Source organism: Gilliamella sp. Pas-s25 (genome assembly GCF_009795885.1).
In the GTDB taxonomy this organism is placed as follows: Bacteria; Pseudomonadota; Gammaproteobacteria; order Enterobacterales; family Orbaceae; genus Gilliamella.
Window position 1 is genome coordinate 57,323 of the sequence record NZ_WTEV01000003.1, and the last position, 26,371, is coordinate 83,693.

The 26,371-nt window shown below is 33.0% G+C and carries 28 protein-coding genes and 1 pseudogene; 18 read left to right on the forward strand and 11 right to left on the reverse strand.

The window, feature by feature from the left end; all coding sequences use genetic code 11:
• Positions 1–82: 82 nt before the first annotated feature.
• From GQ593_RS02330 to GQ593_RS02380, 11 genes and pseudogenes are all read left to right on the forward strand, one after another.
• Positions 83–397, forward strand: a complete 315-nt coding sequence (locus GQ593_RS02330) for a hypothetical protein (protein WP_065637501.1) — start codon at positions 83–85, stop codon at positions 395–397.
• A gap of 430 nt (positions 398–827) precedes the next feature.
• Positions 828–1,235, forward strand: coding sequence for an NTF2 fold immunity protein (locus GQ593_RS02335; protein ID WP_160430447.1), 408 nt, complete (start codon positions 828–830; stop codon positions 1,233–1,235).
• A gap of 129 nt (positions 1,236–1,364) precedes the next feature.
• Positions 1,365–1,448 (forward strand): annotated as a pseudogene (locus GQ593_RS14160) (RHS repeat-associated core domain-containing protein); the annotation flags it as partial.
• A gap of 203 nt (positions 1,449–1,651) precedes the next feature.
• Positions 1,652–2,005, forward strand: a complete 354-nt coding sequence (locus GQ593_RS02345; protein WP_160430448.1) for a hypothetical protein — start codon at positions 1,652–1,654, stop codon at positions 2,003–2,005.
• 104 nt (positions 2,006–2,109) lie between these two features.
• A complete protein-coding gene (locus GQ593_RS02350) occupies positions 2,110–2,382 on the forward strand; it encodes an immunity protein TriTu family protein (RefSeq protein WP_160430449.1) in 273 nt (90 codons plus the stop codon).
• 262 nt (positions 2,383–2,644) lie between these two features.
• A complete protein-coding gene (locus tag GQ593_RS02355; protein ID WP_160430519.1) occupies positions 2,645–3,037 on the forward strand; it encodes a hypothetical protein in 393 nt (130 codons plus the stop codon).
• Positions 3,038–3,116: 79 nt separating this feature from the next.
• Positions 3,117–3,311: a hypothetical protein gene (locus tag GQ593_RS02360; protein WP_160430450.1), complete on the forward strand. Its 195-nt coding sequence runs from the start codon at positions 3,117–3,119 to the stop codon at positions 3,309–3,311.
• Positions 3,301–3,570: a hypothetical protein gene (locus GQ593_RS02365; RefSeq protein WP_160430451.1), complete on the forward strand. Its 270-nt coding sequence runs from the start codon at positions 3,301–3,303 to the stop codon at positions 3,568–3,570. The genes GQ593_RS02360 and GQ593_RS02365 overlap by 11 nt, the downstream gene beginning before the upstream one ends.
• Before the next feature lie 337 nt (positions 3,571–3,907).
• The gene (locus tag GQ593_RS02370; protein ID WP_160430452.1) at positions 3,908–4,264 is read left to right on the forward strand and encodes a hypothetical protein; all 357 of its coding nucleotides are present in this window, start codon (positions 3,908–3,910) and stop codon (positions 4,262–4,264) included.
• Between the two features lie 158 nt (positions 4,265–4,422).
• On the forward strand, positions 4,423–4,788 hold the full coding sequence (locus tag GQ593_RS02375) for a hypothetical protein (protein WP_160430453.1): 366 nt from the start codon (positions 4,423–4,425) through the stop codon (positions 4,786–4,788).
• A 68-nt stretch (positions 4,789–4,856) separates the two neighbouring features.
• Entirely contained in the window at positions 4,857–5,471 is a 615-nt protein-coding gene (locus GQ593_RS02380) for a hypothetical protein (protein WP_141673026.1), read from the forward strand.
• A 674-nt stretch (positions 5,472–6,145) separates the two neighbouring features.
• On the opposite strand, the gene GQ593_RS02385 is transcribed toward GQ593_RS02380, so the two are convergent.
• The 4 genes from GQ593_RS02385 to GQ593_RS02400 all read right to left on the reverse strand — a co-directional run bounded on the left by GQ593_RS02385 (position 6,146) and on the right by GQ593_RS02400 (position 9,017).
• Positions 6,146–6,499 carry a hypothetical protein gene (locus GQ593_RS02385; protein WP_160430454.1) on the reverse strand — a complete coding sequence of 118 codons (354 nt, stop codon included), beginning with the start codon at positions 6,497–6,499 and terminating at the stop codon, positions 6,146–6,148.
• A gap of 149 nt (positions 6,500–6,648) precedes the next feature.
• Positions 6,649–7,065 carry a hypothetical protein gene (locus tag GQ593_RS02390; RefSeq protein ID WP_160430455.1) on the reverse strand — a complete coding sequence of 139 codons (417 nt, stop codon included), beginning with the start codon at positions 7,063–7,065 and terminating at the stop codon, positions 6,649–6,651.
• Positions 7,066–7,267: 202 nt separating this feature from the next.
• Positions 7,268–8,032, reverse strand: a complete 765-nt coding sequence (gene aroD / locus GQ593_RS02395; RefSeq protein WP_160430456.1) for a type I 3-dehydroquinate dehydratase — start codon at positions 8,030–8,032, stop codon at positions 7,268–7,270.
• Between the two features lie 112 nt (positions 8,033–8,144).
• Positions 8,145–9,017 carry a shikimate dehydrogenase gene (locus GQ593_RS02400; protein ID WP_160430457.1) on the reverse strand — a complete coding sequence of 291 codons (873 nt, stop codon included), beginning with the start codon at positions 9,015–9,017 and terminating at the stop codon, positions 8,145–8,147.
• Positions 9,018–9,192: 175 nt separating this feature from the next.
• Between GQ593_RS02400 and GQ593_RS02405 the strand changes: the two genes are divergently transcribed.
• Together GQ593_RS02405 and rsmB are read left to right on the forward strand one after the other, a co-directional pair.
• Complete coding sequence (locus tag GQ593_RS02405; RefSeq protein WP_160430458.1) at positions 9,193–10,536, forward strand: Na+/H+ antiporter family protein; 1,344 nt, start codon at positions 9,193–9,195, stop codon at positions 10,534–10,536.
• Positions 10,537–10,568: 32 nt separating this feature from the next.
• Entirely contained in the window at positions 10,569–11,861 is a 1,293-nt protein-coding gene (gene rsmB, locus GQ593_RS02410; protein ID WP_160430459.1) for a 16S rRNA (cytosine(967)-C(5))-methyltransferase RsmB, read from the forward strand.
• A gap of 55 nt (positions 11,862–11,916) precedes the next feature.
• Here the strand turns inward: rsmB and GQ593_RS02415 are convergent, their stop codons facing one another.
• Complete coding sequence (locus GQ593_RS02415) at positions 11,917–12,456, reverse strand: NAD(P)H-dependent oxidoreductase (RefSeq protein WP_160430460.1); 540 nt, start codon at positions 12,454–12,456, stop codon at positions 11,917–11,919.
• A gap of 109 nt (positions 12,457–12,565) precedes the next feature.
• On the opposite strand from GQ593_RS02415, the gene GQ593_RS02420 reads away from it, so the two are divergent.
• The 3 genes from GQ593_RS02420 (at position 12,566) to radA (ending at position 15,460) form a co-directional block, all read left to right on the forward strand.
• A complete protein-coding gene (locus tag GQ593_RS02420; RefSeq protein ID WP_160430461.1) occupies positions 12,566–12,907 on the forward strand; it encodes a winged helix-turn-helix transcriptional regulator in 342 nt (113 codons plus the stop codon).
• A gap of 189 nt (positions 12,908–13,096) precedes the next feature.
• Positions 13,097–14,071 (forward strand): phosphoserine phosphatase, encoded by a 975-nt coding sequence (gene serB, locus GQ593_RS02425; protein WP_160430462.1) that lies wholly within the window; start codon positions 13,097–13,099, stop codon positions 14,069–14,071.
• A 9-nt stretch (positions 14,072–14,080) separates the two neighbouring features.
• Complete coding sequence (radA, locus tag GQ593_RS02430; protein ID WP_160430463.1) at positions 14,081–15,460, forward strand: DNA repair protein RadA; 1,380 nt, start codon at positions 14,081–14,083, stop codon at positions 15,458–15,460.
• Between the two features lie 99 nt (positions 15,461–15,559).
• Here radA and ppnN read toward each other — a convergent pair whose 3' ends face one another.
• The gene (gene ppnN / locus GQ593_RS02435; RefSeq protein ID WP_160430464.1) at positions 15,560–16,936 is read right to left on the reverse strand and encodes a nucleotide 5'-monophosphate nucleosidase PpnN; all 1,377 of its coding nucleotides are present in this window, start codon (positions 16,934–16,936) and stop codon (positions 15,560–15,562) included.
• A 239-nt stretch (positions 16,937–17,175) separates the two neighbouring features.
• Between ppnN and GQ593_RS02440 the strand changes: the two genes are divergently transcribed.
• Both GQ593_RS02440 and GQ593_RS02445 read left to right on the forward strand, forming a co-directional pair.
• The gene (locus GQ593_RS02440) at positions 17,176–17,973 is read left to right on the forward strand and encodes a hypothetical protein (protein ID WP_160430465.1); all 798 of its coding nucleotides are present in this window, start codon (positions 17,176–17,178) and stop codon (positions 17,971–17,973) included.
• Positions 17,974–18,010: 37 nt separating this feature from the next.
• Positions 18,011–19,000 (forward strand): putative type VI secretion system effector, encoded by a 990-nt coding sequence (locus GQ593_RS02445; RefSeq protein ID WP_160430466.1) that lies wholly within the window; start codon positions 18,011–18,013, stop codon positions 18,998–19,000.
• 231 nt (positions 19,001–19,231) lie between these two features.
• Here the strand turns inward: GQ593_RS02445 and GQ593_RS02450 are convergent, their stop codons facing one another.
• The 5 genes from GQ593_RS02450 to GQ593_RS02470 all read right to left on the reverse strand — a co-directional run bounded on the left by GQ593_RS02450 (position 19,232) and on the right by GQ593_RS02470 (position 25,609).
• Positions 19,232–19,570, reverse strand: coding sequence for a hypothetical protein (locus GQ593_RS02450; RefSeq protein ID WP_160430467.1), 339 nt, complete (start codon positions 19,568–19,570; stop codon positions 19,232–19,234).
• A 100-nt stretch (positions 19,571–19,670) separates the two neighbouring features.
• The gene (locus GQ593_RS02455) at positions 19,671–22,241 is read right to left on the reverse strand and encodes a tetratricopeptide repeat protein (RefSeq protein WP_160430468.1); all 2,571 of its coding nucleotides are present in this window, start codon (positions 22,239–22,241) and stop codon (positions 19,671–19,673) included.
• A 60-nt stretch (positions 22,242–22,301) separates the two neighbouring features.
• Positions 22,302–22,913, reverse strand: coding sequence for a hypothetical protein (locus GQ593_RS02460; RefSeq protein WP_160430469.1), 612 nt, complete (start codon positions 22,911–22,913; stop codon positions 22,302–22,304).
• Positions 22,913–23,551 carry a hypothetical protein gene (locus tag GQ593_RS02465; protein ID WP_160430470.1) on the reverse strand — a complete coding sequence of 213 codons (639 nt, stop codon included), beginning with the start codon at positions 23,549–23,551 and terminating at the stop codon, positions 22,913–22,915. The genes GQ593_RS02460 and GQ593_RS02465 overlap by 1 nt, the downstream gene beginning before the upstream one ends.
• A gap of 6 nt (positions 23,552–23,557) precedes the next feature.
• Positions 23,558–25,609: a WG repeat-containing protein gene (locus GQ593_RS02470; protein ID WP_160430471.1), complete on the reverse strand. Its 2,052-nt coding sequence runs from the start codon at positions 25,607–25,609 to the stop codon at positions 23,558–23,560.
• Positions 25,610–26,371: the final 762 nt, after the last annotated feature.

The window sequence follows — 26,371 nt, forward strand, 5'->3', positions numbered from 1 at the left end:
TTATGGGAATGCAGCTATCTACGGTTTTAGTGATTGTTAATCGGCATATAGTGTTCCTATCAAGTTAAAATATGAGGTATTTATGGCTTTGGATTTTATGGCATCAAATAATCAAAAGAAAATAGATGAAAACACACCGATATTTTCACTTGGAAAATCTGATCATGATTTATTATTCAATAATGCGATACCATTAAATCAATACCCAACAATAAAAAAATTTCATAATTATTATGCTGATAATACTGTGTTATATGGAGAAATTCAGCCCTTAATAAAGGAATTAAAAAGGCTTATTAAAACAAAAAAGTTACAGCTTGAATCGATTAGTTCTTTTATTGATTTTTTAGAAAAATCATTTAATGATGGTTTAAATATATACATATGCTGTGACTAGACAGCTTGATTCATACATCAAAGTCAAATCTGAACGGTTGTACAGAAGAGTTTAGCAATGTAAACAGTGAAATACGATGGGAATGTAGCTATCAGCCTGATGGACTGATAAAAATTCCTGATATGAAACTTGTTATTAGTAAATTAGAGTACATACAGATTTGGGAAACTTTATTTAAAGAATTATCTACGCTTATTGAAGAAAAGCTTAATAAAAAAATTAATCTACCCTTTTAATAATGTTTAAAAGTATTTAATTGGTTTGGAAAGTATAAATATCAGTCCAATGACCTTGTACGGTTCGGCAACAAACAGCCACGTTGGGGTTTTACTTATGGCAATGGCGGTACCAGACCAACCGAAATAGAATACTCAGTTTTCCAAAATGGGAAAATGCGTTAAATCATGTTGTTAAAAATGAGGCTAACTAAATGGATATTGAAATTGCGAAAAATATATTAAAAGAATTTATTATTGCTATGAATCATTGGGAAGTTCATTATTATCCATTAGTAAAAAATGATTCATCAAATGATATTCGTTTAAAAATGATGAATGATTTAAATTTTATATTTAATAAATTTTGCACAAAAAAAGAACGAAAATATGGTAGGCAAATTTCATTAGGGTGTGGAAATCCGCCTGAATATTCGCCAGATGAAAAGATATTAAAAACTGAAGAATTAAAAGGTAATAAAGCAGCTATTTATACCCAAGAACAACATGGGGTTGAAGATCAATTTCGCTATACTCTGCATTATACAAATCATGAGTGGCGTATTGATAAAAAAGAAGTTTATGATGACTCTGACAATAAATGGAAAAAATATGTACTGTAACAGATAAAAACTAGCTTATGATCCGATCGACAACATCAGCATTATCAATTTGTCTACTGTTAACCAAATACGATGCAAAACACCACTTTAGGGAAACAAGTACGAATCAATAGAGTAAAATATCAAATATTACAGGGACAATATTTAGACAGAGAAACCGGCTTACATTACAATACTTTCAGGTATTATGATCCGGATATTGGTAGATTTACTTAGCTCGTCCCGATTGGAATGCTGGACGAACTGGACCAATTAATATGGGTAGTGATACGGCTAAAAAATTAGGTATAGATAATATTCTACAAAGATTATCTAGAATATCTGGAAATAGGCCTGTAAATGCTATGATCTTTAAGACTTCAGTTGAAGTCAAAGCTAAAGGAATCAGAATTCCAGGGAAATGTGGCGGGCGATAAATGAAAAAATTATATTTTCTAAAATATGGCAGTAATAAATCTAAAAAAGAGATAAGTGAATTGTTGAATAATAAATGGGATATAACTTGCTCTGAACATGATAGCTCTTATTTTGGGGTGTACTTCTCTTACTGTGGTCTTTATGCGGACACATTAACTATTACAGATAATTATATCCCGCTATCCGACGAGTGGTTAGATGAAGAAAATAAAGAATTCTGTACATTAATAAAAGTATCTTTTATCAATGGAAAAAATGCTGATAAATTAAATAGATATAATTTTTTAAAAAATGTACTTAATCAGGTCGATATTCTATCGATGATAAGTGACGAATATTTTGAAGAAAATTAATCAATAAATAATATGACGCCGATTGAGTATAAAACACTAAAACAGGCAGCTTAATTTTCTACGTGAGTTGTGTACTAGGTTTGGGGTAGTTACATACAATCAAAATGTTAAATAAATTTAAATTTTGGATATCCAAAAATACTAACTACTCTTATGTTTATCATAAAAATGATTTATCAGAAAGTATCGTTATCGATTTTGAAAATGATATTTATATTGCTCGATTTACTGTTTGGGCTGATCTAAGTTGCATGTCAGAAATAATAAATTTAAATACTGATCAATATAAAATTAATAAAAGAGAAGAATTTACTTCACTTGATGAATTGCTATCTATATTTAGAATTTTTTCAGATTATTTAAATATAAAAAATTAAAATAAAAAATATATTTTTTATACATTTATATTATTAAAGATTTTATTGGATATCATGAACCATTGAAAAAATAGATTGATGTAGAAGAAGCTATTGATAAACTAATTTCGCCTGAATTAGATTGCAGACAAGAAATTATAAATAAATGCCTAGACTTAGGTATAACAAAAGATAATGCTTTAAACAAAACAAAAAAATTTGAAAATATCGTAGAACTATGACTAAAGATGACGCATTACATTTCTTATCAAGACATCAGCCTATGCCTTCTGATAAAGAGCTAACTCAAGATATCATTGATAAATATGATGACGTAAGAAAATTTTTTATTAAAAATCCAGATAAAAGGGCAATTGAGTTATTTTTAAGATCTTTTGGCGAGGGTGATGGATGGGGTGTATATCAGCTAGTAGAGGATTTTTTTTATCAATGCGATGATATTGATGTTAAAAAAGAGATCAAAAAAGTTCTTGAAGATACAACAATACCCGACAATATTAGGTATTGGGCTACACAAATAGCCACAGCTTTTAGTGATGAAATATTAAGAGATGGACTTCAAATATCTTTGTTATCTAAAAATATCGATATAAGAGATGTCGCTAAGATAGCAATTAATCAATTAGATGAATGTCAAAAAAATCAAACTAATTAGCATTGTAAATGGAAGCATAAAGCAATCCATATAAACACACTAGTCATAATGTTATAAATATAGTAAGGGATGTAGATAAATGGTAAATATTAATGAAATTCGAGATTTTATAAATAGCTCATTATATAAAACGGCATTAGATAAATTGGAGAAAAAATATAAAATTACAACAAACGGAAAAGAGTTACCATCGGTATTGTTTGAATATAATGCCAATGATATAAATTTGTCTGGTGCCACTTTATCTGATTTAGAAAACATATATGTCGAATAGTCTTGCTTCTTTTTTGAAATATATAGCGATTAAGTTAATCGTCCTTCTTGATGAACCAGATGAACAAGAAGGGAATGATGAAAAGGATGTCACTATTGCAGTTGATGCGCCCTATGAAGATTTTCTTATTATTCATTTATTAGAATATTATTTACTTACTAACGATGTTGATAACCTGATTAATTATCTAAAAAAAATAAAAATACCTTATAGTAAGAAATATTGTGGACAGTTAAAGAAAATATATGCATTACTTTAATAAAAAAATCGGCAAGATTTACAATCTTTAGCGATAAAAAAAGTGAATGAACTTATACATAGGCTTATCATCATTCATACGTAAATAATTGAGAGACTATTAGAAAAATAAAAAAGCGTGATTTACCCACTGATATACAAAAAAAGTATTATCACAAGATGCACATAAAGATTATTTTTTATGTTTGGATTATAGTCGTCTTTATGTGGCTAAGAGATAGGAATATCTAAAATTTCATCTAGAGAGGTTGCTCCAAAAATGCCGTTTTCAACTACTTTAGAGCGGTGTTTTACAACTAAAACCAGTGGTAAGTCGATAAAATTAAGGTATAAACAATATGAATACAGAAGAAATCAAAACCAAATACGGTATAATTTATGCACGAAGCGCATTAATGTTATCTGACGTTAAATTAGAATGTATACCATTCACTTTGGTTGTTGATACATCATTAGCGTTATCGTGCTGTAAACCGAAGATATCGAATGTTCCAGAAGTTAAAGTTACATTTACTTTCAGTGATATTTATAGTTTATTTATTTATAAAATGGATGAGTACCCTTATGAACAATATTTAAAATCTAGTTTCGATTTAGTTGATGAGGTTCATAAAAAAGGCAGGCAACGTATAGTACTTAGTACTTATGATCATATTTTTGATGTAATAGGTAGATATGAAATTAAATATTACTAAAAATAAAAGCATAGAAGCTGGTTCTATAATTAAATGTATGTAGGATAAAAAGCTACGACAACGCTAGTAGTAATTAAGCTAATAAAAGTTTAATGTCAACAATGGCGGGATGGATATGGGCTCTAATATTAAACTGGGCTTGTAAGATGGAGAGTTAGATGAATATACATGAAAGATGGTTAACTTTTGTATTAATTGATAATAATAATTCATTTAAAGAAATGTTGACTGAGATAGAACTAGCATTTAAATGTAAATTATCCTGTAAAGATGAAAAAGGTCGTTATATTGCTAGAGCTGAATTGGATAATTTTAGTATTGCTGTTATTGACAAAATTGATAGGCTTAGTGAATTATTATGCGATGAACATTATACCTTTGAAATAACAATAATTTCTGATAAATACTTTAATTCTAAATTTGAAAGTTATATAAAAGAAATCCTAACTAATAATTTCATACAATGGGAACGGCCAATTTGGGCGCCTTTCGAAGTTACTCCACTGAGTGAGCGAAATAATTAAATACTCCCTAAAGGAAATATCATGAGTGTGAAAAATAATGGTAAGTTTACTTGTATAGGTGCATGCTAGTGACGCAATTAGAAAAAAATCTTGATCTTTTAAAGATTCTTACTTACAAAATTAAAACTTGGGATAGAGGAAATGATTATATAGCGCTATCAAAGCTGATATCTGATTTAGAAAAACTTACTAGAAAAGAATACTCTTTGTATTATAAAAAGTTTTTTACTGATATCTCATTAGCTGAACAATTAATCCAATTGTATAAAAATGAAAATTTAAACAAAGAAACCATTATAAATATAGTATCTTGTATAGGTAATATGATAGAACGATATAGCCTGCCTCCTTTAAATGATTTTTTTGATTTTTTCAATGAATTAAAAACTATTAAGAAAATTGATTACTATGTTTCTTTATTTATTACTGAATTTCCTCAGTTTTATAAGGACAACAAAAAATGGGATTACCTATTATCAATTCTAAATATAAGTCCTAAAGCGAAATCAGAAAGAAATTTTTACATTGAAATAAAAAAGATTTTAAATCGTAATGAATCCATTCCAAATAACTATATAGATCTATTTATCGCTTCTTTTGAAGAAATGTATAATAAAGCTAAAAATGATTTTTATAAAAATGATTATAAAGAAATAATTTTGAAGCTAAGCAAGTTAAAATAAATTTTTTAAAATAGAATATACAGTTTTTGGATTGTGTAACTATAATGATTAATTTAATAATTACTTCTGATACTATTCGTGTATCAAAAAGTAAAATATCAACTCAAGTATTTTCGGAAATATATTTTCAAATCGGAGATATTTGCTTTCCAGACGAAAAATGGGACGATTTCACAGTAATTATATTAAACTGGTGGTTAAAAGAAGCTCATAAAATTCAACAAAAGAACATAGTCCATTTTATCTTTATGGATGGACCATTCTATTTTGAGTTTTTTTAGTTAATAAAATTTGTAGTATCAGATTTATAAATAATAGGTATGATAAACACGAAATAGTATATAGCGGTGCAATAGCTCCAATCATTTGTTTAAACTATTAATGAAAAATGCAAATTTATTAATTCGTAACTTACCTCGTGAAGCAGAAGAATTAAGAGACGTAAAAGAGTTAAAAGAAAATTTGAAATTAATACAAAATGAGAGTAAATATTTTCGAGATTGGATTTATTGATACAAATATTTTAGTATGATGTATTTTTATACCGAGTAAATAATTTAAACCTTAAGTGGCAATATGTATGATGAATATATCTATCACACCAAGAATTGGAATTTGAATGAGTAAATTAAACATATTCCAGCTAACTTTAAATAAAAGTTATTATACATACATCAATTCTTCCATTTTTGACCTCTAACATAAGCTATTAGTTCATTTTTATTGTGTGGCTCATCAGGAATTTTCAAAAATGAATCATAGCTACAATAACCAATAATCGATGATTCTATATCCGCTAAATAATCAAAAGCAGCTTCAGGTATATCATCATAATCCGTATCAGATAAGTTATCTTTTATATATACAAAAGCAAAGTTATATATTCTGTGCCTATCCCATTTAGAACGTACTAATTGCTCAAAGAATAAATCCATTAACCGCTGTGAATTATCATTTATATCCCATAAGCGCATTATTTTTTTTAAATCTGCAAATGCCTTTTTTTCATCAATGAAATCGCAATACATATTGACAAATAGCTCCACGAAGAATGTAACGTTTGAGACTGACCTAATAAACATCAGTAGCAAAATCCTGTTGTTATTTCTTAAGGTGCCATATCTCTTTCCCCTTTGGCAGACTCAGTTTTAGCGGGTAAATACGTTATCCTTTTTGTTTAGATTTTTATTCCTTTATATACATAAATAGGTTTCATTGTTCCTCTTTCGCCATTTTCGCCAAGACAAAAGGTAAAATCTTTATTAACAAAATAAGTAGCCGGAAATAAACCATCACGTCTATTTTCAAGATAAGATAAAAAATTTTTTAAAGAAGATAAATATAGCTGCATATTCTTTCCTTTTCCATCAACTAGTATATAACCCTGTATATTTATATCTATATCAAGATGGCGAATATCCATTGCTCCTTGGGGCGCCATGTATTGATTCCATAACGGACCATGGGTTTGCATATCTTTTTTTATAAAAGGCTTTCTAAAATTATGAATAATCGCTTTTCTAATTTCAACTGCCTTATTGTTCTCAATTTCAATATCAAAAAACTTGGTATATGTCGAAAATAATATGTTCATATGTTAATGCCATATATCAAAAATACGCGTCTGTCTGCAATTATATTTTTTTATTCGTTGAAGCTCATCAAATGGGACTGTACCTATGATAACCATAGCTATGGTATCCAAATTCGATATAAAATACCTTCTAGTGTGTTGCAATGCGTTCGTTTATTGTAAAAGTAGAAGCTCAACAGCCCTTACCTAGTGATTTAAGCGATTAACTGTGGCTTTGATATAATGCGTCTAAAATATATCGTAATTGTTTGACCTCTAATTGACCGGGTGCTGATGCATTTTTAGCAGCGCCAAAGGTCATTGCTGAGCCAAATGTGGAACCTGCTATGCGGCTAATGATACCAAGATCTGCCATCGCCATAGTGATAATGGGTTTTGTGGCGTATTTTTCGTTCATTTCAGTGGTTGCAGCAAGCAAGGTTAACACATCATTAGTTGTTTGTGGCATGACGGCAATTTTAGGTATATCGGCACCAAGGTCTTGCATCTTTCTTAATCGATAGATGATATCGCTTTTAGCGGGTGTTTTTTCAAAATCATGGTTTGATGCAACAACAAATACTTGGTTTTTGTGTGCAACAGTAATCATATCTTTTACGTAATCATCGCCAATAAATAATTCGACATCAATCAAATCGACAAGTCCACTACAAGCCATTTCTTTGTTTAATTCAATATATGATGTTAATGGCCAAGGTTTGACACCACCTTCATTTGCGGTTCTAAAGGTGAATAAAAGCGGTTTATTCGGTAATAAATCGCCTATTGTTTTTGCCATCTCTTTTACTGCATTGATATTATCAACGTTCGTAAAGTGATCAACTCGCCACTCTAAAACATCAAAATCAATAGATTGTAAAAGTTTAACTTCATCAATTAATTCTGCTTTAGTTTTACCAACAATTGGCACAATAATTTTGGGCGCGCCCAAACCGATCTTAAGTTGTTTGATAGTGACTGTTTTCATTTTATATCCTGTTAATCGTCGATGCTTTTATTATAGGGTTTTATTTTATGGGTTAGATCAAATAAAATAAAAGAGTAAAAAAGTTGATATAATGTAATAACACTTAGTTCAACTAATCATTAAAGCCCATTTGTTCTTTCACATATTCAATAGGGGCATCTTCACCTGTCCAAATTTTTATTTGCGCAGCGCCTTGCCATAACATCATGCCTATACCATTTAATGTTTTACAGCCTTGTTGTTCAGCTATTTCGAGTAGTTTTGTTTTACGTGGACTGTAAATACAGTCTGTAACAACAAGATCAGGACTTAGCATTGTTGGATCAGTAATTAAGCTTTGTCCTTCTAATGGTTTCATCCCAACACCTGTTGCATTACAAAGAACCGCACTCGTTGCAATTTCTTGGCGTAGCTGATCTTTATCAGCTAGATCGATAACACGCACATGACATTGGGTATTTTGATTCAATTTTTTTGCAACCGCTTCGATCTTGGCATAGCACTCATCTTTTTGGTTAAAGATGGTGATCTGTTTTACACCATCAAGCGCAGCTTGTACCACAATGGCTGTCGCAGCGCCGCCGGCACCAAGGATGGTTATTTTTTTTCCTATCACATTAATGTTGGCTTCTTTAAGCATACGCATATAACCCATTCCGTCAGTGTTATAACCGATTAAAACCCCATTATCATTTAAAATAGTGTTACATGCGCCACTCATTTCAACAGCAGGTGTTAACTTATCAAGGTATTGGCAGACAAGTTGTTTATTAGGCATAGATACTGCACTACCACGTAAACCTAATGCCCGAAGTCCTTTAATTGCATCAGGCAGTTTTTTTTGGTCAACTTCAAATGCTAAATAAACATAAGGCACATCTAGTTTTGAATAGATGGTATTTTGCATTTGAGGGGATAAACTATGCCGAATAGGGTAAGCCATTAAACCAATCAATAAAAAATGTCCGTCGATATTATTTCTCATTAACCACTCTCCACAGTCGCCTTGTTTTTTTAGTCAGGCAATTTATTTTTAAAATTCTTTAGCAATACGTTTTTGGGTTTGTGTATTAGATAGGAGTGAGTATACACTATCGATTGCACTTTCAACATCTATCGCCTAAAATAATAAGCTTTTCTTCTTAACTAAGAATTTATTTATGAATATTGTGCTTGATTTGTTCTCGTCAATAAATGCAGTTGTAGTTGCGGTAATTTGCATGCTAATTTTGTCTCTTTGCCGTGTTCATGTCGTTATTAGCTTAATTATAGGTGCATTTGTTGGTGGGTTATTTAGCCATTTATCGTTGAAACAAACCATTGATGCATTTAATACTGGGATCAGCAATGGGGCGAATATTGCACTTTCTTATGCGATGTTAGGCGCATTTGCAGTGGCGATATCAAAATCTGGCTTACCTGAATTATTGGCGGATAAAGCGATCAAGCAGCTTACATCAAGTGATGCGAAAAGACGTATTAAATGGGTTTTAATTGTCATTATTGTGCTTGTTAGTATTTCTTCACAAAATGTGATTCCTATTCATATTGCCTTTATACCGCTTTTAATTCCGCCACTTTTATATGTGATGTCGCGATTACAGCTTGATAGAAGGATGATTGCTTGTATTATGACATTTGGGTTAATTACGCCTTATATGTTTTTACCTGTGGGATTTGGGAATATCTTTTTAAATCAAATCTTATTAAAAAATATTACTGCATCAGGCATGGATGTGAGTCATGTTAATGTGATGCATGCAATGGCGATTCCCGCGTTAGGTATGTTTATTGGTTTATTATGGGCTATCTTTGTCAGTTATCGTAAGCCTCGAGAATATAAAATCATTCAGGGTGAGACCAATTTAGATGCGTTAAACAATGTGAATAAGCGGTCTTTGATTGTTTCATTATTGGCAATTTTTCTCTCTTTTACTGTGCAACTTTACACTGGATCAATGATTTTAGGTGCTTTAATTGGCTTTATTTGCTTTATTGTATCGGGTTCAATTAAATGGGGTGAAGCGGATGGTATTTTTACTGACGGCATCAAAATGATGGCAATGATCGGTTTTGTGATGATTTCAGCACAAGGTTTTGCCGAAGTATTAAAACAGACTCATGAAATCGAACCACTTGTTATTCATAGTGCGGCTTTATTTGCTGGCAATAAAGTGATTGCTGCTTTTGTTATGATGTTAATTGGGCTGATTATTACCTTAGGTATTGGCTCGTCATTTTCGACAGTCCCTATCATTGCTGCAGTTTATGTGCCACTTTGTGTGCAGCTTGGTTTTTCGCCAATTGCAACAGTGTGTTTAATTGGCGCATCTGGTGCAATTGGTGATGCAGGATCGCCGCCTTCAGATACCATTTTAGCAACCTCTGCAGGGCTAAATCATGATGGGCAACATGACCATATTCGCGATAGCGTTATCCCAACATTTACCCATTTCAATATTCCGTTATTTATTGCCGGTTGGGTTGGATCGTTAATTTTATAATCAACTATTGTTGAATTTAGGTTACTATCATTATGAATAATCGATCACATCAAAATATTCGAGCTATTTGTGCACAAGCTATTTTTAATGTGCTAGAAGAAGGTCAATCATTAAGTGCTACATTGATAACTTTAAATCATAAAATAGCCGATAAAGATAAGGCATTAGTACAAGAGATCTGTTTTGGTGTGATGCGAGTATTGCCAGAACTTAATTTTTATATTCATACTTTAATGAGTAAAGTGTTAACCGGTAAGAATAGAATTTTGCACTATCTATTGTTAGTGGGGATTTACCAGACTCTTTATACTCGAATCCCAGAACATGCCGCAGTTGGCGAAACAGTCAATGCTGTCAATACACTTAAAAAAACACAACTTAAAGGGTTAATAAATGGCGTACTACGCGAATTTTTACGCCAGCAAACCTCATTACAACAAAAATTTACGCAAGATAGCAAGCAACAAAACCAGCAATCATTACACCCAAGTTGGCTGTTAACTCGTCTTAAACAAGCCTATCCACAGCAGTGGCAGGCTATTGTCAATGCTAATAATCAAAAGCCACCAATGTGGTTACGGGTTAATCTTAATCGATATACAGTCAGTGAGTACCAACAATTACTCGCTGAGCAACAAATTGAGTCTGATGTCTTGCCTGAGTTACCTAGTGCACTGCGATTATTGTCGCCTGTCAATGTGACTAAATTACCCTATTTTGATGAGGGCGCAGTTACGGTACAAGATCTGTCTGCTCAATATGCAGCTTATTTGTTAGCACCACAAAATGGCGAGTATATTTTGGATATGTGCGCAGCACCTGGTGGTAAAACCACACATATTTTAGAAGTTGCCCCAAAAGCACAAGTTTTAGCTGTGGATGTTGATTCTAGCCGAGCGAAGCGCATTCACGAAAACCTAACTCGATTAAACTTATATGCCGAAGTTAGAGTTGGCGATGGATTAACCCCAGAACGATGGTGTGAAGGGCAACAATTTGATCGCATTTTACTTGATGCACCTTGCTCGGCAACAGGGGTTATTCGCCGTCATCCAGATATAAAATGGTTACGCCGAGATAGTGATATTGCACAATTAACAGCGTTACAATATGCGATTTTAAATAGAATTTGGCCTTATTTAAAAACCGGTGGCACGTTAGTGTATGCGACTTGTTCCATTCTACCTGACGAAAATAAATTACAAATAGATCGTTTTTTACAAGAAAACACCAGCGCCAAATTACAAGGTGAATTTAAACAATTTTTACCTACTGAAAATGGTGGTGATGGTTTCTTTTATGCGATTTTAAAAAAGCATAGTTGATACAACATAAAATATGATTATTTATTAATTATTATAAATATCATATTGATTTTTATTAGTTATATTTGTTTATAATTTCAACTAACTGCTGACCGTGTTGTTGTGCTTTTGTTTTTATTTTAGCTTGCACTTCTTCAACCTCTGGTGAAACACCATATAAAAGTCTTGGTGGCAGATATTCCATTTGCGCATATAAGGCAGATACTTTGACGGGCTCTAATAAATTATCCATTAAATCGTTACGATATTTTTTATAATTCTGTTCTTGTTGTCCTATAGTTAAACTTGGTAATAGTTTTTTACCTTTTAATTTATCGCCTTTGGAGCCATAAGCAAATTGGTAAGTGAATACTTCATCAAACCATATTTTTAATATTGCCGGCATGTTATACCAGTACATTGGATATTGTAAGATGATAAGGTCATGTCTGAGCAATGCGGCTTGCTCCTCTTGCACATTGATTTGATAGTTTGGATAAAGCTTGTGAATATTGCGAATTTCAATATCCTCAACTTTATCTTGTAGTGTTTCGATAATTGTTTTATTGGCGATAGACTGTTTAATGTTGGGGTGACCTAAAATAATTAATGCCATAATGATACCTTTTCCCTTTTTTTGCTATTAAAATGATAGTTACTCTAATTAGTTTATTCGTAAATAAGCTTATAGCAATATCTATCAAACTTGATAGTTAGGTGAATTAATGCAAATAGATGAACAAAGACCATTAAAACGTTATAACAATAAAACTTATGATTGTCCTATTAGTCTATCAATGGATTTAGTTGGTGGAAAATGGAAAGGGGTGATAATTTATTATTTGCTTTCTGGTGAAAAAAGATTCAGCGAATTGAAAACCATTATTCCTCATATTACCGATATGACATTAAGTATACAACTTAAAAAATTAGAGGAGGATGGGTTAATTACTCGACGCGTTTTTGGTGATAAACCCCCTTTAAAAGTTGTCTATAAATTAACTCCATTGGGTGAAAAATTGGGGCCTATATTAGAGCAACTTTGTTTATGGGCGTTGAATATTTAATATCAATATAAGTATCGCGGTGGAATGATTAAAGGCAATTTACAGACTTATCCATTTTGTCAAAAAGTTTCAGGTAACATGGTGTTTTAGTATAAAAGCAGGTAGAAAAATAACGAAATCCTAACTTGGACAATCTGTAGTAGTTATGGTAAATTTTGGGCTTGTTTTATGTTCTGAAGACTTTCTAATATGGCTTACACGCTCACCTACAATGATTTACCTGAAAATATCCAACATTGGCAAGGATTACCACTTTCATTAAATGGTTGTGAAGTGGTTCCTTTAGATTATAATGCAGGTAAAACAGGCTGGATTATTTATGGCAAAAAATTAAATAAAACAGTCTTATCAAAATTCCAAGATCAACTTGCTATGCCAATGGTGATTGTATCATCATGGAAAATCAAAACCTATCAGATTGTTCGCATTGCCGGTGTCATGCCGAAAAAAGCTAAAAGTATTTCATTCACATTAGGTATCGATGTTTCGCCAATTGATAATTTACCAACACTTCATTCCCCAGGTTTATTGGTGATGGATATGGACTCAACAGCTATTGGTATTGAATGTATTGATGAACTAGCTAAATTGCATGGTGTTGGGCAGCAAGTGGCGGAAGTGACTGAACAAGCGATGCGCGGTGAACTGGATTTTGCAACAAGTTTGCGCAAACGTGTGGCAACGTTAAAAGGAGCACATCAAGATCTTTTACTGCAAGTAAAAAATAGCTTACCCCTTACGCCAGGTTTGACCTATTTAGTAAAAGAATTGCACAAAAAAAATTGGCATGTTGCTATTGCCTCAGGCGGTTTTACCTATTTTGCTGATCACTTAAAGCAAAAGTTAAAATTAGTTGATGTTTATGCCAATCAGTTAGACATTAAACATGGCAAGTTAACCGGTAAAGTGAATGGCCAAATTGTTGATGCAAAATATAAAGCAAGGACATTACAACAATTAGCAACAACACTCAATATCCCCATTGAACAAACGGTGGCGATTGGTGATGGAGCCAATGATTTAATGATGATTCGTATAGCGGGTTTAGGCGTTGCTTATCATGGTAAGCCCAAAGTGGTTGAAAAGGCACGAATCAGTATTAATTATGCTGATTTAACGGGGTTATGGTGCATTTTATCAACCAGTTTATTAAGTGAAGGTTAGGAGATTAAATTGGCAAAAGCAGTAAAACGTGCTTACGTTTGTAATGATTGTGGCGCAGATTACCCGCGTTGGCAAGGGCAATGTAGCTCATGTCATGCTTGGAACACGATTACCGAAGTTAGACTGGCTAGCACCTCATCACGTAATGACCGATTAACCGGTTATGCGGGTAGTGGGATTGGGCAGGCTAAAATTCAAAAATTATCCGAAATTAGTTTAGAGGCTTTGCCAAGATTTTCCACCGGTTTTTCAGAATTTGATCGTGTGCTTGGTGGGGGGGTAGTACCCGGTAGCGCGATTTTAATAGGGGGGAATCCTGGTGCAGGTAAAAGCACGTTGTTACTGCAAACCATGAGTAAGCTCTCATCACAAATGAATACACTGTATGTAACCGGTGAAGAATCACTTCAACAAGTTGCGATGCGTGCACATCGCTTGGGTCTACCTGCTGATAATATCAATATGCTGTCCGAAACAAGCATTGAGCAAATTTGCCTGCTTGCTGAACAGTCACAACCTAAACTTATGGTAATTGACTCTATTCAAGTGATGCATCTTACTGATATCCAATCCTCTCCCGGTAGTGTTGCACAAGTTCGAGAAACAGCGGCCTATTTAACACGTTTTGCCAAAACCAAAGGCATTGCCATTATCATGGTAGGGCATGTGACTAAAGATGGTTCGTTAGCAGGTCCCAAAGTGCTTGAGCACTGTATTGACTGTTCTATTTTATTAGATGGTGATGCTGATTCTCGTTTTAGAACGCTACGCAGTCATAAAAATCGCTTTGGGGCAGTAAATGAGCTAGGTGTTTTTGCTATGACCGAACAAGGTTTAAAAGAGGTCAGTAATCCATCAGCAATATTTTTAAGCCGTGGCGATGAGATGCTACCGGGTAGTTCGGTAATGGTATTGTGGGAAGGTACTCGCCCATTACTGGTTGAAATCCAAGCGCTGGTTGATCATTCCATGTATGGCAATCCAAGACGTGTAACTGTTGGGTTAGATCAAAATAGACTTGCGTTATTGCTTGCGGTGTTACACCGGCATGGAGGATTGCAAATGGCCGATCAAGATATTTTTGTTAATGTGGTTGGGGGCGTTAAAGTCACCGAAACCAGTGCGGATTTAGCATTGATAGCCGCACTGGTCTCGAGTTTTCGCAATCGTCCACTACCACAAGATGTTGTTATCTTTGGTGAGATTGGTCTTGGTGGCGAAATTCGACCGGTACCAAGTGGGCAAGAACGTATCTCTGAAGCGGCTAAACATGGGTTTAAAAAAGCAATTGTGCCTATCGCCAATATGCCAAAGAAGAAACCCGAAAATATGCAGATTTTTGCCGTTAAAAAAGTGTCTGAAGCGTTAGATATTTTAGGTGATTTTTAAAAGCTATCTCAATTATCAACCGCTAAAATTACTCCGCCGAGGGTTCTCGGCGGATAAGATTGGCTTTATTGTCTATTAAATTTGCGAATAACCTTGTTTTTAATAACAAATTTCATAGCAAGGTTGATAAGCACTTCCCCCCGGCAATTTCATTCGGTCTTGTTTAACGAAACTACGCAATAAGTTATCAAGTTGCTGCATAATTTCAATATCACCTTGTAATTTATATCGACCATGTTCGCTAATTTGCTTCATACCAAACTCTTTCACGTTACCTGCAACAATACCAGAAAATGCACGACGCAAATCAGCGGCTAATAGTTCCACAGGTTGATCACGATGAAGATTTAATGACGCCATATTAACGTGGGTTGGTTCAAAAGGATGTTGCAATGATTCATCGATTTTCAATAGCCAGTTAAAACCATAAGCATCGCCCGTTTTTAAGCGTGAAGATTTAACATGTTTAACGCCATCTTTCATAATACGTGCAACTTGTTCCGGCGAGTCGATCACGATTTGATAAAGCTTCGTTGCTTCATCGCCTAATGTGCTACGAATAAAATTATCTATTGAAGCAAAATAGTCCTCACACTCTTTTGGTCCTGTCAGAATAAGAGGAAATGTTTGGTGTTCATTGGCTGGGTTTAATAAAATACCTAGAATATAAAGTAACTCTTCGGCGGTTCCCGGTCCACCTGGAAAAATGATAATGCCATGTGCCATGCGCACAAAAGCTTCAAGGCGTTTTTCGATATCAGGCATAATAATCAGTTCATTGACTAGCGCATTAGGTGGTTCTGCTGCAATAATTGATGGCTCTGTCATACCAATAAAGCGGCTTTCTTTATAACGCTGCTGCGCATGACCAACCGCAGCGCCTTTCATTGGTGCTTCCATAACACCAGGGCCACAACCGGTACAAATGTTAAGCTCACGTAAACCCAGTTGCATACCCACTTGCCGAGCATAGTAATATTCGCGTTCGTTAATAGAATGCCCCCCCCAACAGACAACCAAATTGGGCTCTTCACCCACATGGAGCGCATTGGCATTACGTAAAATTGAAAAAACAAGGTTGGTAATATAAAACGAATGATCTCTTTCAAATTTGATATTGGAGATAAGCTCTTTAACGGCGCTAATTTGACTGTTCAAAAAAAGGATATCACGTAATACAGCAAATAGATTGGCTTGAATCGAACGAATAATTCGCCCATCAACAAACGCGCTTTCCGGCGCATTAATCAATTCTAATTTTACGCCCCGTTCTTTACTAATGACATTAATTTCAAAAGACTGGAATCTATCTAACAGATCTTTAGTATTATCGGTTTTAGTACCAGCATTTAGTGTGGCTAACGAACAATTTCTAAATAATTGATAGAGCTCGCTATTGGCTGATTTTTTTAAAATATCGACTTCAGCTTGAGCAAGTAAATCCATGGATCCGAATGGGCTAATATGGGTGATCATTACAACCTCCATTTGTTGTTTTTATCGACAAGGCGACCATTATATACTCAAACTGATTGAATAAGTAAAGTTGATAACTTCAATAACTTCAAATATCTTTTTTAGTTGATTGATATTTTTAATATGATTAGAATTATGTTTTTTTGATAACTTCTCTTGATAGTGGATTAAAAGATAAGATTGATATCTCAAAAATAATATTTAATAATAATCAATAAATTAATTAATGAGAGTGATTTGTGAAGAATGATTTTTGTTTATTAAAAGGAACAGTCAGTTGTTTAACGGTAAGCCAAAATAACCAAGAAACTGACACTAAGCTGACGGCGACGGAGCGAATAGAAAAAGATCTTTATGCGGTGTTTTGTTCAATTATAGCATTTATTTGCTTTTTTATTTGTTGCCGCCCACCTTTAAAAGGGCAACACTTTTGTTGCCATATCGGCAATAAAAAAGTAGAGGGAAGACTTAACACGATTGGTTTTAATGAGGGCGATTATGTTGAAATGCTTGTTAAGCCACAAAAAAATGATGTTTACCAGCCTTATGCAGTACGAATTCCAAAACAACATGCGATAATTTTCCCGCAAAATATTGGTTTAACAACGTTCGCACTTTTAAAAGTTAGTTTTATTTTGATGACGATATTTGCCGTTGTTATCCTGCTTTTTTTGTTAATTATTGAACTATTTAACGGTTGTTCATTAAATTATATTTTTAACATATTTAAATACAGTTTTTTGGGTTGGATCATTGCAATTATTGCTGCTTTTTTGATGGGTGGAGGAGGATACTCTTTTATTTCCAATCAAATTTATGCCTGTTTGGGGTATGAAAAACCGTGGAAATATGATTCTGAAAAAGAAAAGGAACGCTTTAAAAAATTGTATCGAATCAATGACCCTGAAATATTTAACGATCCACAGACCCCTGACTTTGAAAAGTTAAAAAAATTTAAAGCATTAACAGATTACTACTGTAGAACGCCAACTTTACCTAATTGGGTTAAAGTCATTGATGAACGAAACAAAAAATAACAAATAATTGAACAGATAAATATAAGGAATAAAAAATATGGAACAGAATATAGGCGATAACCATTATTACCAAATTATTACTGGTTATATCACCGATTTGGAGGTCTATGACACGCGAGAAAGTTATCTTAATGCTCGCAAACTAGCTGGACGCCCTGATGTCAATTTACTCACAATAGGGCATTTAGATTTAGTTTCTATGGCTAATAGTATGAAAATAACTTCAGCAAAAATTGAAAACATTGATTACGATACAGCCGATATTGAGCAGTATTTTTGCTGTAAATTAGGTGATAAGGTGATTGAAGGCGCATTTTGTCGAACCTTTTTTAATGAGGGAGACTACGTGGAGGCGGTTGTTGATCCACTAGCTGGTGGAAGCTATTTTGCTTATGCATTACGCCGTCCTGCCGATAAGCTTTTATGGTTACATCCTTATGCAACAGAGGGAACAGAAGCTGGCAATTCAAAACTAAATATACCTATTTTACCGCGCATTTTCTTTATTGGTGCTGGAGGATTGGGGGTATTTACTTTCTTTTATTTTGTAGTAATGGCCTTTTCTAAAAATGATTTTTCGCTACTTCTTATGGCTGTTATGGGGGGATTAGTTTTTATTTTACCAACTTATTTATGCTCTTCTGCATTAAAAAAATCAAAATCTGGTTCTGCTATTGCTGATAAGATTTTTGCGACTTTGGGGTATAGTAATCCTAAAACGTTTGATATTGAAAAAGAATATAATGTTTTTGTCGACAAATTATTCGATTTATATAAACAATATTGTGAAAATCACAATGGATATTTAGCGACTGATGAAGATACATATAATGAGTTTATTGATCATTATATACATCAGCAATCAGAAGATGATTCTCAGGACGATATATTACTAAAACAATATTTACGTCAAACCAAAAAAATAGACGGGATTCAATGGGTATTCTTTTATGCTAATACGCCAACTATTCCTAGCTATATTAACGTTATTCATACCGAAAACAGCAATGATAAAAGCGGGCAATAGCTATTATTGTTAATTTTCACCACTTTTAATTAAGTCCAAAAAACACGGGAAAACTCCCGTGTTTGTCATTATTTATATTTGAACTGCTCTATTGGTTCGTCATCAATTTCCTGAATGTGTCTACCTAGTTTTAAAAAAATCAAACGATATTGAAAGGACGCGGTTTACGTCCTTTTTAATTCATAAAATTGGAGTGGTAGGTATCTCCTTTTATTAATATCAATTCTTGCTCTAAAAAGGTATGCAATTTTCGCGTATCTTTTGTACTTCCTCTTCGCTATCTAAAGAATTGCTGATTTTTTGGATTTCAACATGGTTTTTATCGTATTGAGTGTAATTAATACAATTGAATACGATAGGATGCCGATAATTGCCAAAAAATTTAGGCGTAACATCAATAATTTTGATGTTTTTTGGCTGTTGAGATACTGGCTGATTAGCAAAAAAAGCATTATTTTTAAAAAAATAATAGCCACCACTAATAACCAATACTAGAAAAACAGCTCCTAATACCCAAAGTACTTTGTGGCTAATTGATTTACTTTTTTTTTCAATAACAATATTACTCATATCTTATTACCTATATTAACTTACTATCACAACACGAACCTGCATTGAATGCGGCGGTTTGATTTATTTGTTTTAGTTAAGCATTATCATACTTAGCTAGTTATTCATTTATATCTAAATGTGTTAACGGAAGAAAACGATATAAATTACGATAGTTGCTTAATATGTTATTCACTTCTGCTTGTTGTTCTTCGGTTAATTGAGCACTGATTTGCGCTACTTTTGTTGTTGCTTTGGTTTGATTATATTCAACTAATAAACGATACCAAACTAAAGCTAACACATTATTTTGAGGGATTTCTTTACCTTGCTCATGCATTTGTGCAAGTTCAAACCATATTTTATAAATATCAGTCGAGGATAATTTTAAATTTGCATAAAAGTATTTTGAGAAGCGATTTTTTTGATAGTATTCGCTAATTTCAGGATCTAAATGGTACTGACTTAAATCATTTTGTAATAAAACTAATTTAGTATATTCAAACGTATTAATATTTGTATTTTCATAATAAAAAGCTAAAAGCCCTGCAGCAGCAGGGCTGCCTGATTTTAGTGATGTTTTTAGATAAGGTAGCACGGTATTATTTGGCAAATTAACCTGTTTTTGTGCCAGTTCAAAAATTGCATAAGGATTATTATCTGCAACTTGAGCTTTAAGCATTGCATGAAATTGTTCATATTGTTTTGACAATTTGTAATATTGTGTTTTTAAAAATGCTTTCTTTTTATCATTTTTATTACTGCTATCAATCCAACTAAAGAGCAACTCTTTCTTAGGTGTACAAATAAAAGAATTTGCACCGTTATTCATTTGACTTAACAACTCACCTTGTGCAAAGGTATCGCCGCTAGCAGCCAGTGACAATGCGGCTTTACAACCTTGATACGTTTTTAGCCCATTCCCATTTGAATCATGTCTTATTTGGTGATATGTGGCTTTATCGTTTTGGTTCTCTTCGCTTTGAGTTTGTAACCAATCCATTCCATCAACCATAACCGTTGGGGAACGGTACACTTGTTGATGGTTAAGGTATTGGGTTGTTAACCAATCAAATTCAGGATGAGATTTATCAATTGTGATTAAAAAATCCTGTGCGGGTTGATAACCTTGCTTAGCTGCCAAATCAAGATATTGCCAAGCCTCACGATAACTTTGCTCAACGCCTTTGCCTAAATAATAAATGACACCTAGCCGATAATTTGCCTTTGAATTGCCTAATTCAGCCGCTTGTTGGTAATAGGTTATTGCTGTCTTTTCATCCTCAAGAATAAAGTCATATAACGTACCAAATTGATAAAGCGCTGTCGGATTGTTGGGTTCAATTTTTAATGCTGATTGATAAAGATCTAACAATTCATTAGTTGTTTTACCTTCAATATTTCTAGCATCACGATAAAAACCATAAGCTATTTCCTGTTGTTGGGCTAGTTTTAGCAAAAGAGGAATAGATTCAAATTTACGTAATAAAACATAACTTTCAACTTGAAGTGTTTCGACTAGATCTTCTATCAGTTTTTCATAAAAAACTTCTTTATCTTTAGGGTTATCTGCAAAAACAACGTCGATAACCTTTTGGGCTTGAGCAATATCAAATTTGTTTATATAAAATGGCGTAATAACTTGATGCAAAAATTGATTTTGCAATGACATATCAGTTGAAGATGTAACGTATTTATATTTTGTTAAGTTCATCTGATGGTCTGTTAGGTCATCTTGGTACATGCCTAAATGATAATATGTTATTGCTTCTCCAATATCTTTTTCTACACCTAAACCATTTAAATAAAGCCAACCTAACTGGAAAGCCGCTTTTTGCTTAGATTCTTTTGATATGTTACGTTGTTCGACTAATTTCATTAACCATTTTGCAGCCCAAAGATAATTAGGAGTATTTAATTTTGAACCGTCAGGTTGGCCTCCATCCAAAAAGTAGTTAACCATTTGTGCTGGTGTTTGTAACGTTTGTTCGTCAGCAAATTTTCCGGTATTATTTGCTGTATTTTCAAGCCAGTAGAGCGACTTTTTGGGGTCATTGAGCTTATCTTGATAGAGTTTATAAAGTTGATATTGTGCAAGATTATAAAATCCCCAATCGGTACTTGTGCTAGCTATTTTATAATGCTTGATTGCTTTAGCATAATCGGCTTTAACCTCTGTCCCCTCGTGATAAAGCAATCCTAACCAATAATGGGCTTCGCCGACGCCAATTTTTTTACCATTTGGCTGTGCTAACCAAAATGTGCCTTCAACGATTCGAAATTTTGCTTTGTTTGAAATCGGTGAGGCAGCCCTTTCTAACCAATAAAGCCCTTTTTTAATATCTTTAGGCACCAATTCTCCTTTAATATAAGCAATACCTAAATCTTTTTGGGCGATAGGGTATAAGTTTTCGGCCGATTTTGTTAAAAACTCGATATATTTATCGGCCGATTTATCGCGGCAACCTGACAATTTTTTATCATGATGACTAAAATATAACTGATTAGTGTGACAATGATAGCTATCGTTTTTTGTTAAAGGGCTATAAGCCTCAGCGATTTTATATTGGGCAACGCTGTCTTTCTTTTCGATAGCTAAATACCAATCTTCTTGATAGATGACGCTTGCAAATGTATGATTTGGGAAAGCCAAAAATATGGCCAATAAAAAAAATACTCTTATATTATTCATTTCATTATGTCTTGCTTGTTCAAGTTTAAATTACAAAATAGATAACGATCTTCCATCAATTTAGCGAAGTTGGATTAATGGAGTTTTATCAACTTCGAACGAAGAAAAATATAAACTAGGTTGATAATGAATTGCCTTTGCATCATAAAGCCGTTCGGTGTTTAGCGAAGGAGTTATATAATATTGTGTTAGGCGTTTATCTTTTGCCCAATTAGGAATATCGCTAAATGAATAATGATAATAGACCAATCTTGATGTTTTACTGCGTTGATTATACCTTGTTGGACTCGATTCAGTTTTATACACATCATTGACTTTAATGTTGCCAAAACAAAAACCCCCTTTTTCTGGATTAAAATACGTTTTACCTTCTTGGGATAATCGATATCTTGTGGCATAAGTTAATGACCCATCCAACTTGGTTATGGATAATTTACGTTTAGTTAATAAGTTTAAATCGACAAAAATATCTAATAGTTCATCATTCAGATTGTCTTCAACGATATTGTCATCAAAAATATCTTTAGGAAATTGCCTTACTCCTTTAGGTAAAGAATAACACAATGGTTGATTATTATTGATTATTGATTGTAATTCATCTTTATTAATGTTGTTATCACAAGCCACAAGCGACAAACCACAAAGCAACATAAGTAGTGTTTTTAATTTCATTATTGATGCCATCCTTCGTAGATGTGGGTAATTAAACCAATTCCTGACACGCTATAAAGCTGATTGTTTTTATCTAAACTAAATGTAGCAATTGCGGTCTTTGATGGATTATTAATATACGAATTTTGTTTTGATAAAATAGGCTCAATATTGGCAGGAAAATCTTCCACTTTATATTGGTACTCAACAGTAACATAATTACCAACCTTATCGGTTTTGCTTATTTTTTCAACCGTGACTTTACCAAAACAAAAACCAGAATGCCATAATTTAGGCCAAGTTTTATAGTAGCGTTTCCCTTTTTCGGTGAGGTGATAAGTGTATCGATAATTTTGCTCAGAGTGACTTCTCACTTTGATCGACTCATCAACTAATTCGGCATCGACCGCCATCAATAGAGGCTCTGATACAAATTTAGAATAATCAAAGTAATAAGGGAAATTATCAATGTTTGCAAATACAACGCATTCAACGGGTTCACCACTCTCATTAATTGCATCAAAACGTTGTTGAATTTCTTTTTGCCACTGTTCAGATGTTAAATTAAGTGTCGCATCCGCATGTGACTGATTACTAACGATGGTTAACATCAATGCCATACATAACTGACAAGAAGATATATATTTCTTAAATTTCATAAAGTTTTAACGCCCTATACCTGTATCAGAATGATAATAAAATGGTTCAAAAAACAATGCATTTTGCAAGTTAGTTAATTCTTTTGAATCATTTTGATGTTCTGTAGCATCAATAAGTTCAGTTAATGATATTGGAAAGCAACGTCCCTTATTCAGATAATCAAAATTTGCTATAGAAAGTGCCGAATCTGTTAACGCAAATTGACTACAGCGATAAACAGGTTGCTTATCAAATTGATATTCTGGTCGTATTTTAATTTGCTTAGCCCAATCAAATTCCATTAGCGCAGAATTAGCTAACATATTGTTAGGGGTATTGGTTAAAACAATCATATGATCTTTAACAAAAATGACTTGAGCAATAATCTGACCGGTAATAACTTCTTGTCTGTTATTTTCGCGGATACGTTCAAAGATATAACGATAACCAAATTTCATTGTGTGGTTTTCAACATCTAATTGTGGCTCTATTAACCATTCAAAATGTTGATAGCGAGTGTGGTAATTTATTATTTTGCGTTGTAAATTATTTTTTATTTCTTGTAGACGCAGAGGATCATCAAATTGCCTTTTTTCTGCCTTTAAATCAATATAGCCAACATTATGTACAGAAATACACAATTGATTATTATTGCTGTATGCTGGCATCAAAAAACGATTACAATCCTTTTCAAGAAAAGGCCCCTCATAATAAATATAGCCATTTGGTATAGTTAAATCAGCAATATCTTTAATATTAACCGTTTCAGGGCCTGTTAAATAGGTTTCATTATTGGTGTGATTTATTATATTGGTGTTTTCATTTTGTTTTTTAGTGACAAAATAATTGGCAATTTCACCGATTTTATCTTTAGGGATGTCAACGACCTTATTTTTTTTATCCATCCAAGTATCTATTACCACCGATTCATCAACATATCGGTTTAATAAGCACTCTTTTTCAATGTCTAAAGGCCATACAATGTTATCTTGGGGATCTTTTAAAACGATCAAATCTTGTTTACAAGCACTGTTTTGAGTTTCATCGATTTTATCTTCATAGAATAAAACATGACCATCCTGATCCAAAATTTTGGTTAAAAATCCTCCACCTTTATAGTCTTTTTCTGGTAATTTGGTTTTAGCATAAAACAGCACATGATCACCGACTTGAACGGTACTATAATCATCGTATTTATCGAGAGTTTCTCCTGTAGCATTAATTAAACGATACTTATCTTCATCACTATCCTTTTTAACCCAACTTACCGAACCATAAAAAGGGGCGACTTGATAAAAACTATTTTCATAGAGCATTGTCCCTTCGTAATCGTAAAGTTGATACACTGTGTAACTATCTTGATAATTTTTTACCCAAAAATATTGACCAGAAAGATCTACATTATCATCAAAATAATAGCTATTGAGCTTCCATGCATGTTTACCGATATTCACTTCTTTACCGGTTTTTTTATTAATAAGGTATTTGTTATTATTTTTGTCACACAGCTGCATGATTTTATCGAGGGTGGCGTCTTGGCAATGTGGATTGTATTTCGTGTTTAGCTTATTGGGATTCTTGCTGACAAATTGCCCCTGCAAGTCAATATACCCCTGTTTATTATCTTGCGTTTTTACTTCGGCGTAACCATTATTAAATGGATTGATTTTTTTATAATAAACACCTTTTGGGGTAATTAAATGACCATCGGTATCAATTAAAACTGATACCTCGGTATCTTGATAGTCATAAGCAATTCTTTCATTACCTAAATACGTTAACGACCCACCGGGTTTGAAAGTTAAAATATCACCCTGTTTATCAAAAGAATATTCAAAGTTGTTAACTTGCTTAAAATTATTAAAAAAAACATCATTACTTTTTTGTATAATCCAATAATGATCCCTATAAGTTATTGAGTTTCCATTCCCCTCATTATCGACAATTACCTTACCACTGCGATCAAGTAAAAGATGCTTATAAGGAACATAAAGTCTTGCATCATCAGCATACGACGACATTGAAAAATAGGTCAAAATCATTAGATATAAGGCTATCTTTAATCTTTTTTTTATCACTTATTTGCTTCCTTTCCGAAAAAGTTTCCTCAACAATAATAATATTCTATTCATTCATTATTTACGATTATCGTTTATTGAATAATGATAATAGCAAATTTAATGATTATTTTTATTAATGTCTAATTCTAAAATAAATTGAGGTTTATTTCTTGTTATTTTTCAAATATAAATTTTGAAATGGTGTTGTTTGTTTTGGTTGATAAGACGTGTTAATGTTTAGGGGATTGTTTTTACGTAAAAAGCAAACTGTAACTCCCCTCTAACCTAAATAGTACAGACTACAAGTAGAAAATTCTCTATGCTAAAAGTAACTAAGAATTTAATCATGAAAAAATGACTGAACACCAAATTGTATCGATGCTAAAAGAGGCTCAACCCCGTATCCCAGTCAAAACAATTTACCATAAATATGGTATGGGCAATTAAACTTTTTATAAATGACAGGAAAAATATGGCGGTATGGATACTTAAGATATCAAACATTTCAAAGAACTCTAGGCGGAGAATCGTCAATTTAAGCAGATATTTGCTGAACTGAATTTAAAATGGCAGCTTAAGAAGAATTCATAAAAAAACTGTAATGCCGATCTATGCAAGTAAAGCGTGGGCACAGGAGTTATAAGCCCAAACCACAGAAGTGCTATTGTGGGCTTAAGTCGCTATATTTATTAATTATAAGAAGATCACGTTAGCCATAGTTATTTCCTTAAAAGTAGATTTAAAATATACAACTTATAGGGGAATTTTTAGTAATGTTTA

Bases quoted from the DNA above. Each gene is read 5' to 3' on its own strand.
- GQ593_RS02330 (WP_065637501.1), top strand. From the start codon at position 83: ATGGCTTTGGATTTTATGGCATCAAATAATCAAAAGAAAATAGATGAA.
- GQ593_RS02335 (WP_160430447.1), top strand. From the start codon at position 828: ATGGATATTGAAATTGCGAAAAATATATTAAAAGAATTTATTATTGCT.
- GQ593_RS02345 (WP_160430448.1), top strand. From the start codon at position 1,652: ATGAAAAAATTATATTTTCTAAAATATGGCAGTAATAAATCTAAAAAA.
- GQ593_RS02350 (WP_160430449.1), top strand. From the start codon at position 2,110: ATGTTAAATAAATTTAAATTTTGGATATCCAAAAATACTAACTACTCT.
- GQ593_RS02355 (WP_160430519.1), top strand. From the start codon at position 2,645: ATGCCTTCTGATAAAGAGCTAACTCAAGATATCATTGATAAATATGAT.
- GQ593_RS02360 (WP_160430450.1), top strand. From the start codon at position 3,117: ATGGTAAATATTAATGAAATTCGAGATTTTATAAATAGCTCATTATAT.
- GQ593_RS02365 (WP_160430451.1), top strand. From the start codon at position 3,301: ATGTCGAATAGTCTTGCTTCTTTTTTGAAATATATAGCGATTAAGTTA.
- GQ593_RS02370 (WP_160430452.1), top strand. From the start codon at position 3,908: ATGAATACAGAAGAAATCAAAACCAAATACGGTATAATTTATGCACGA.
- GQ593_RS02375 (WP_160430453.1), top strand. From the start codon at position 4,423: ATGAATATACATGAAAGATGGTTAACTTTTGTATTAATTGATAATAAT.
- GQ593_RS02385 (WP_160430454.1), bottom strand. From the start codon at position 6,499: ATGTATTGCGATTTCATTGATGAAAAAAAGGCATTTGCAGATTTAAAA.
- GQ593_RS02390 (WP_160430455.1), bottom strand. From the start codon at position 7,065: ATGAACATATTATTTTCGACATATACCAAGTTTTTTGATATTGAAATT.
- aroD (WP_160430456.1), bottom strand. From the start codon at position 8,032: ATGAAAACAGTCACTATCAAACAACTTAAGATCGGTTTGGGCGCGCCC.
- GQ593_RS02400 (WP_160430457.1), bottom strand. From the start codon at position 9,017: ATGAGAAATAATATCGACGGACATTTTTTATTGATTGGTTTAATGGCT.
- GQ593_RS02405 (WP_160430458.1), top strand. From the start codon at position 9,193: ATGAATATTGTGCTTGATTTGTTCTCGTCAATAAATGCAGTTGTAGTT.
- rsmB (WP_160430459.1), top strand. From the start codon at position 10,569: ATGAATAATCGATCACATCAAAATATTCGAGCTATTTGTGCACAAGCT.
- GQ593_RS02415 (WP_160430460.1), bottom strand. From the start codon at position 12,456: ATGGCATTAATTATTTTAGGTCACCCCAACATTAAACAGTCTATCGCC.
- GQ593_RS02420 (WP_160430461.1), top strand. From the start codon at position 12,566: ATGCAAATAGATGAACAAAGACCATTAAAACGTTATAACAATAAAACT.
- serB (WP_160430462.1), top strand. From the start codon at position 13,097: ATGGCTTACACGCTCACCTACAATGATTTACCTGAAAATATCCAACAT.
- ppnN (WP_160430464.1), bottom strand. From the start codon at position 16,936: ATGATCACCCATATTAGCCCATTCGGATCCATGGATTTACTTGCTCAA.
- GQ593_RS02445 (WP_160430466.1), top strand. From the start codon at position 18,011: ATGGAACAGAATATAGGCGATAACCATTATTACCAAATTATTACTGGT.
- GQ593_RS02450 (WP_160430467.1), bottom strand. From the start codon at position 19,570: ATGAGTAATATTGTTATTGAAAAAAAAAGTAAATCAATTAGCCACAAA.
- GQ593_RS02455 (WP_160430468.1), bottom strand. From the start codon at position 22,241: ATGAATAATATAAGAGTATTTTTTTTATTGGCCATATTTTTGGCTTTC.
- GQ593_RS02460 (WP_160430469.1), bottom strand. From the start codon at position 22,913: ATGAAATTAAAAACACTACTTATGTTGCTTTGTGGTTTGTCGCTTGTG.
- GQ593_RS02465 (WP_160430470.1), bottom strand. From the start codon at position 23,551: ATGAAATTTAAGAAATATATATCTTCTTGTCAGTTATGTATGGCATTG.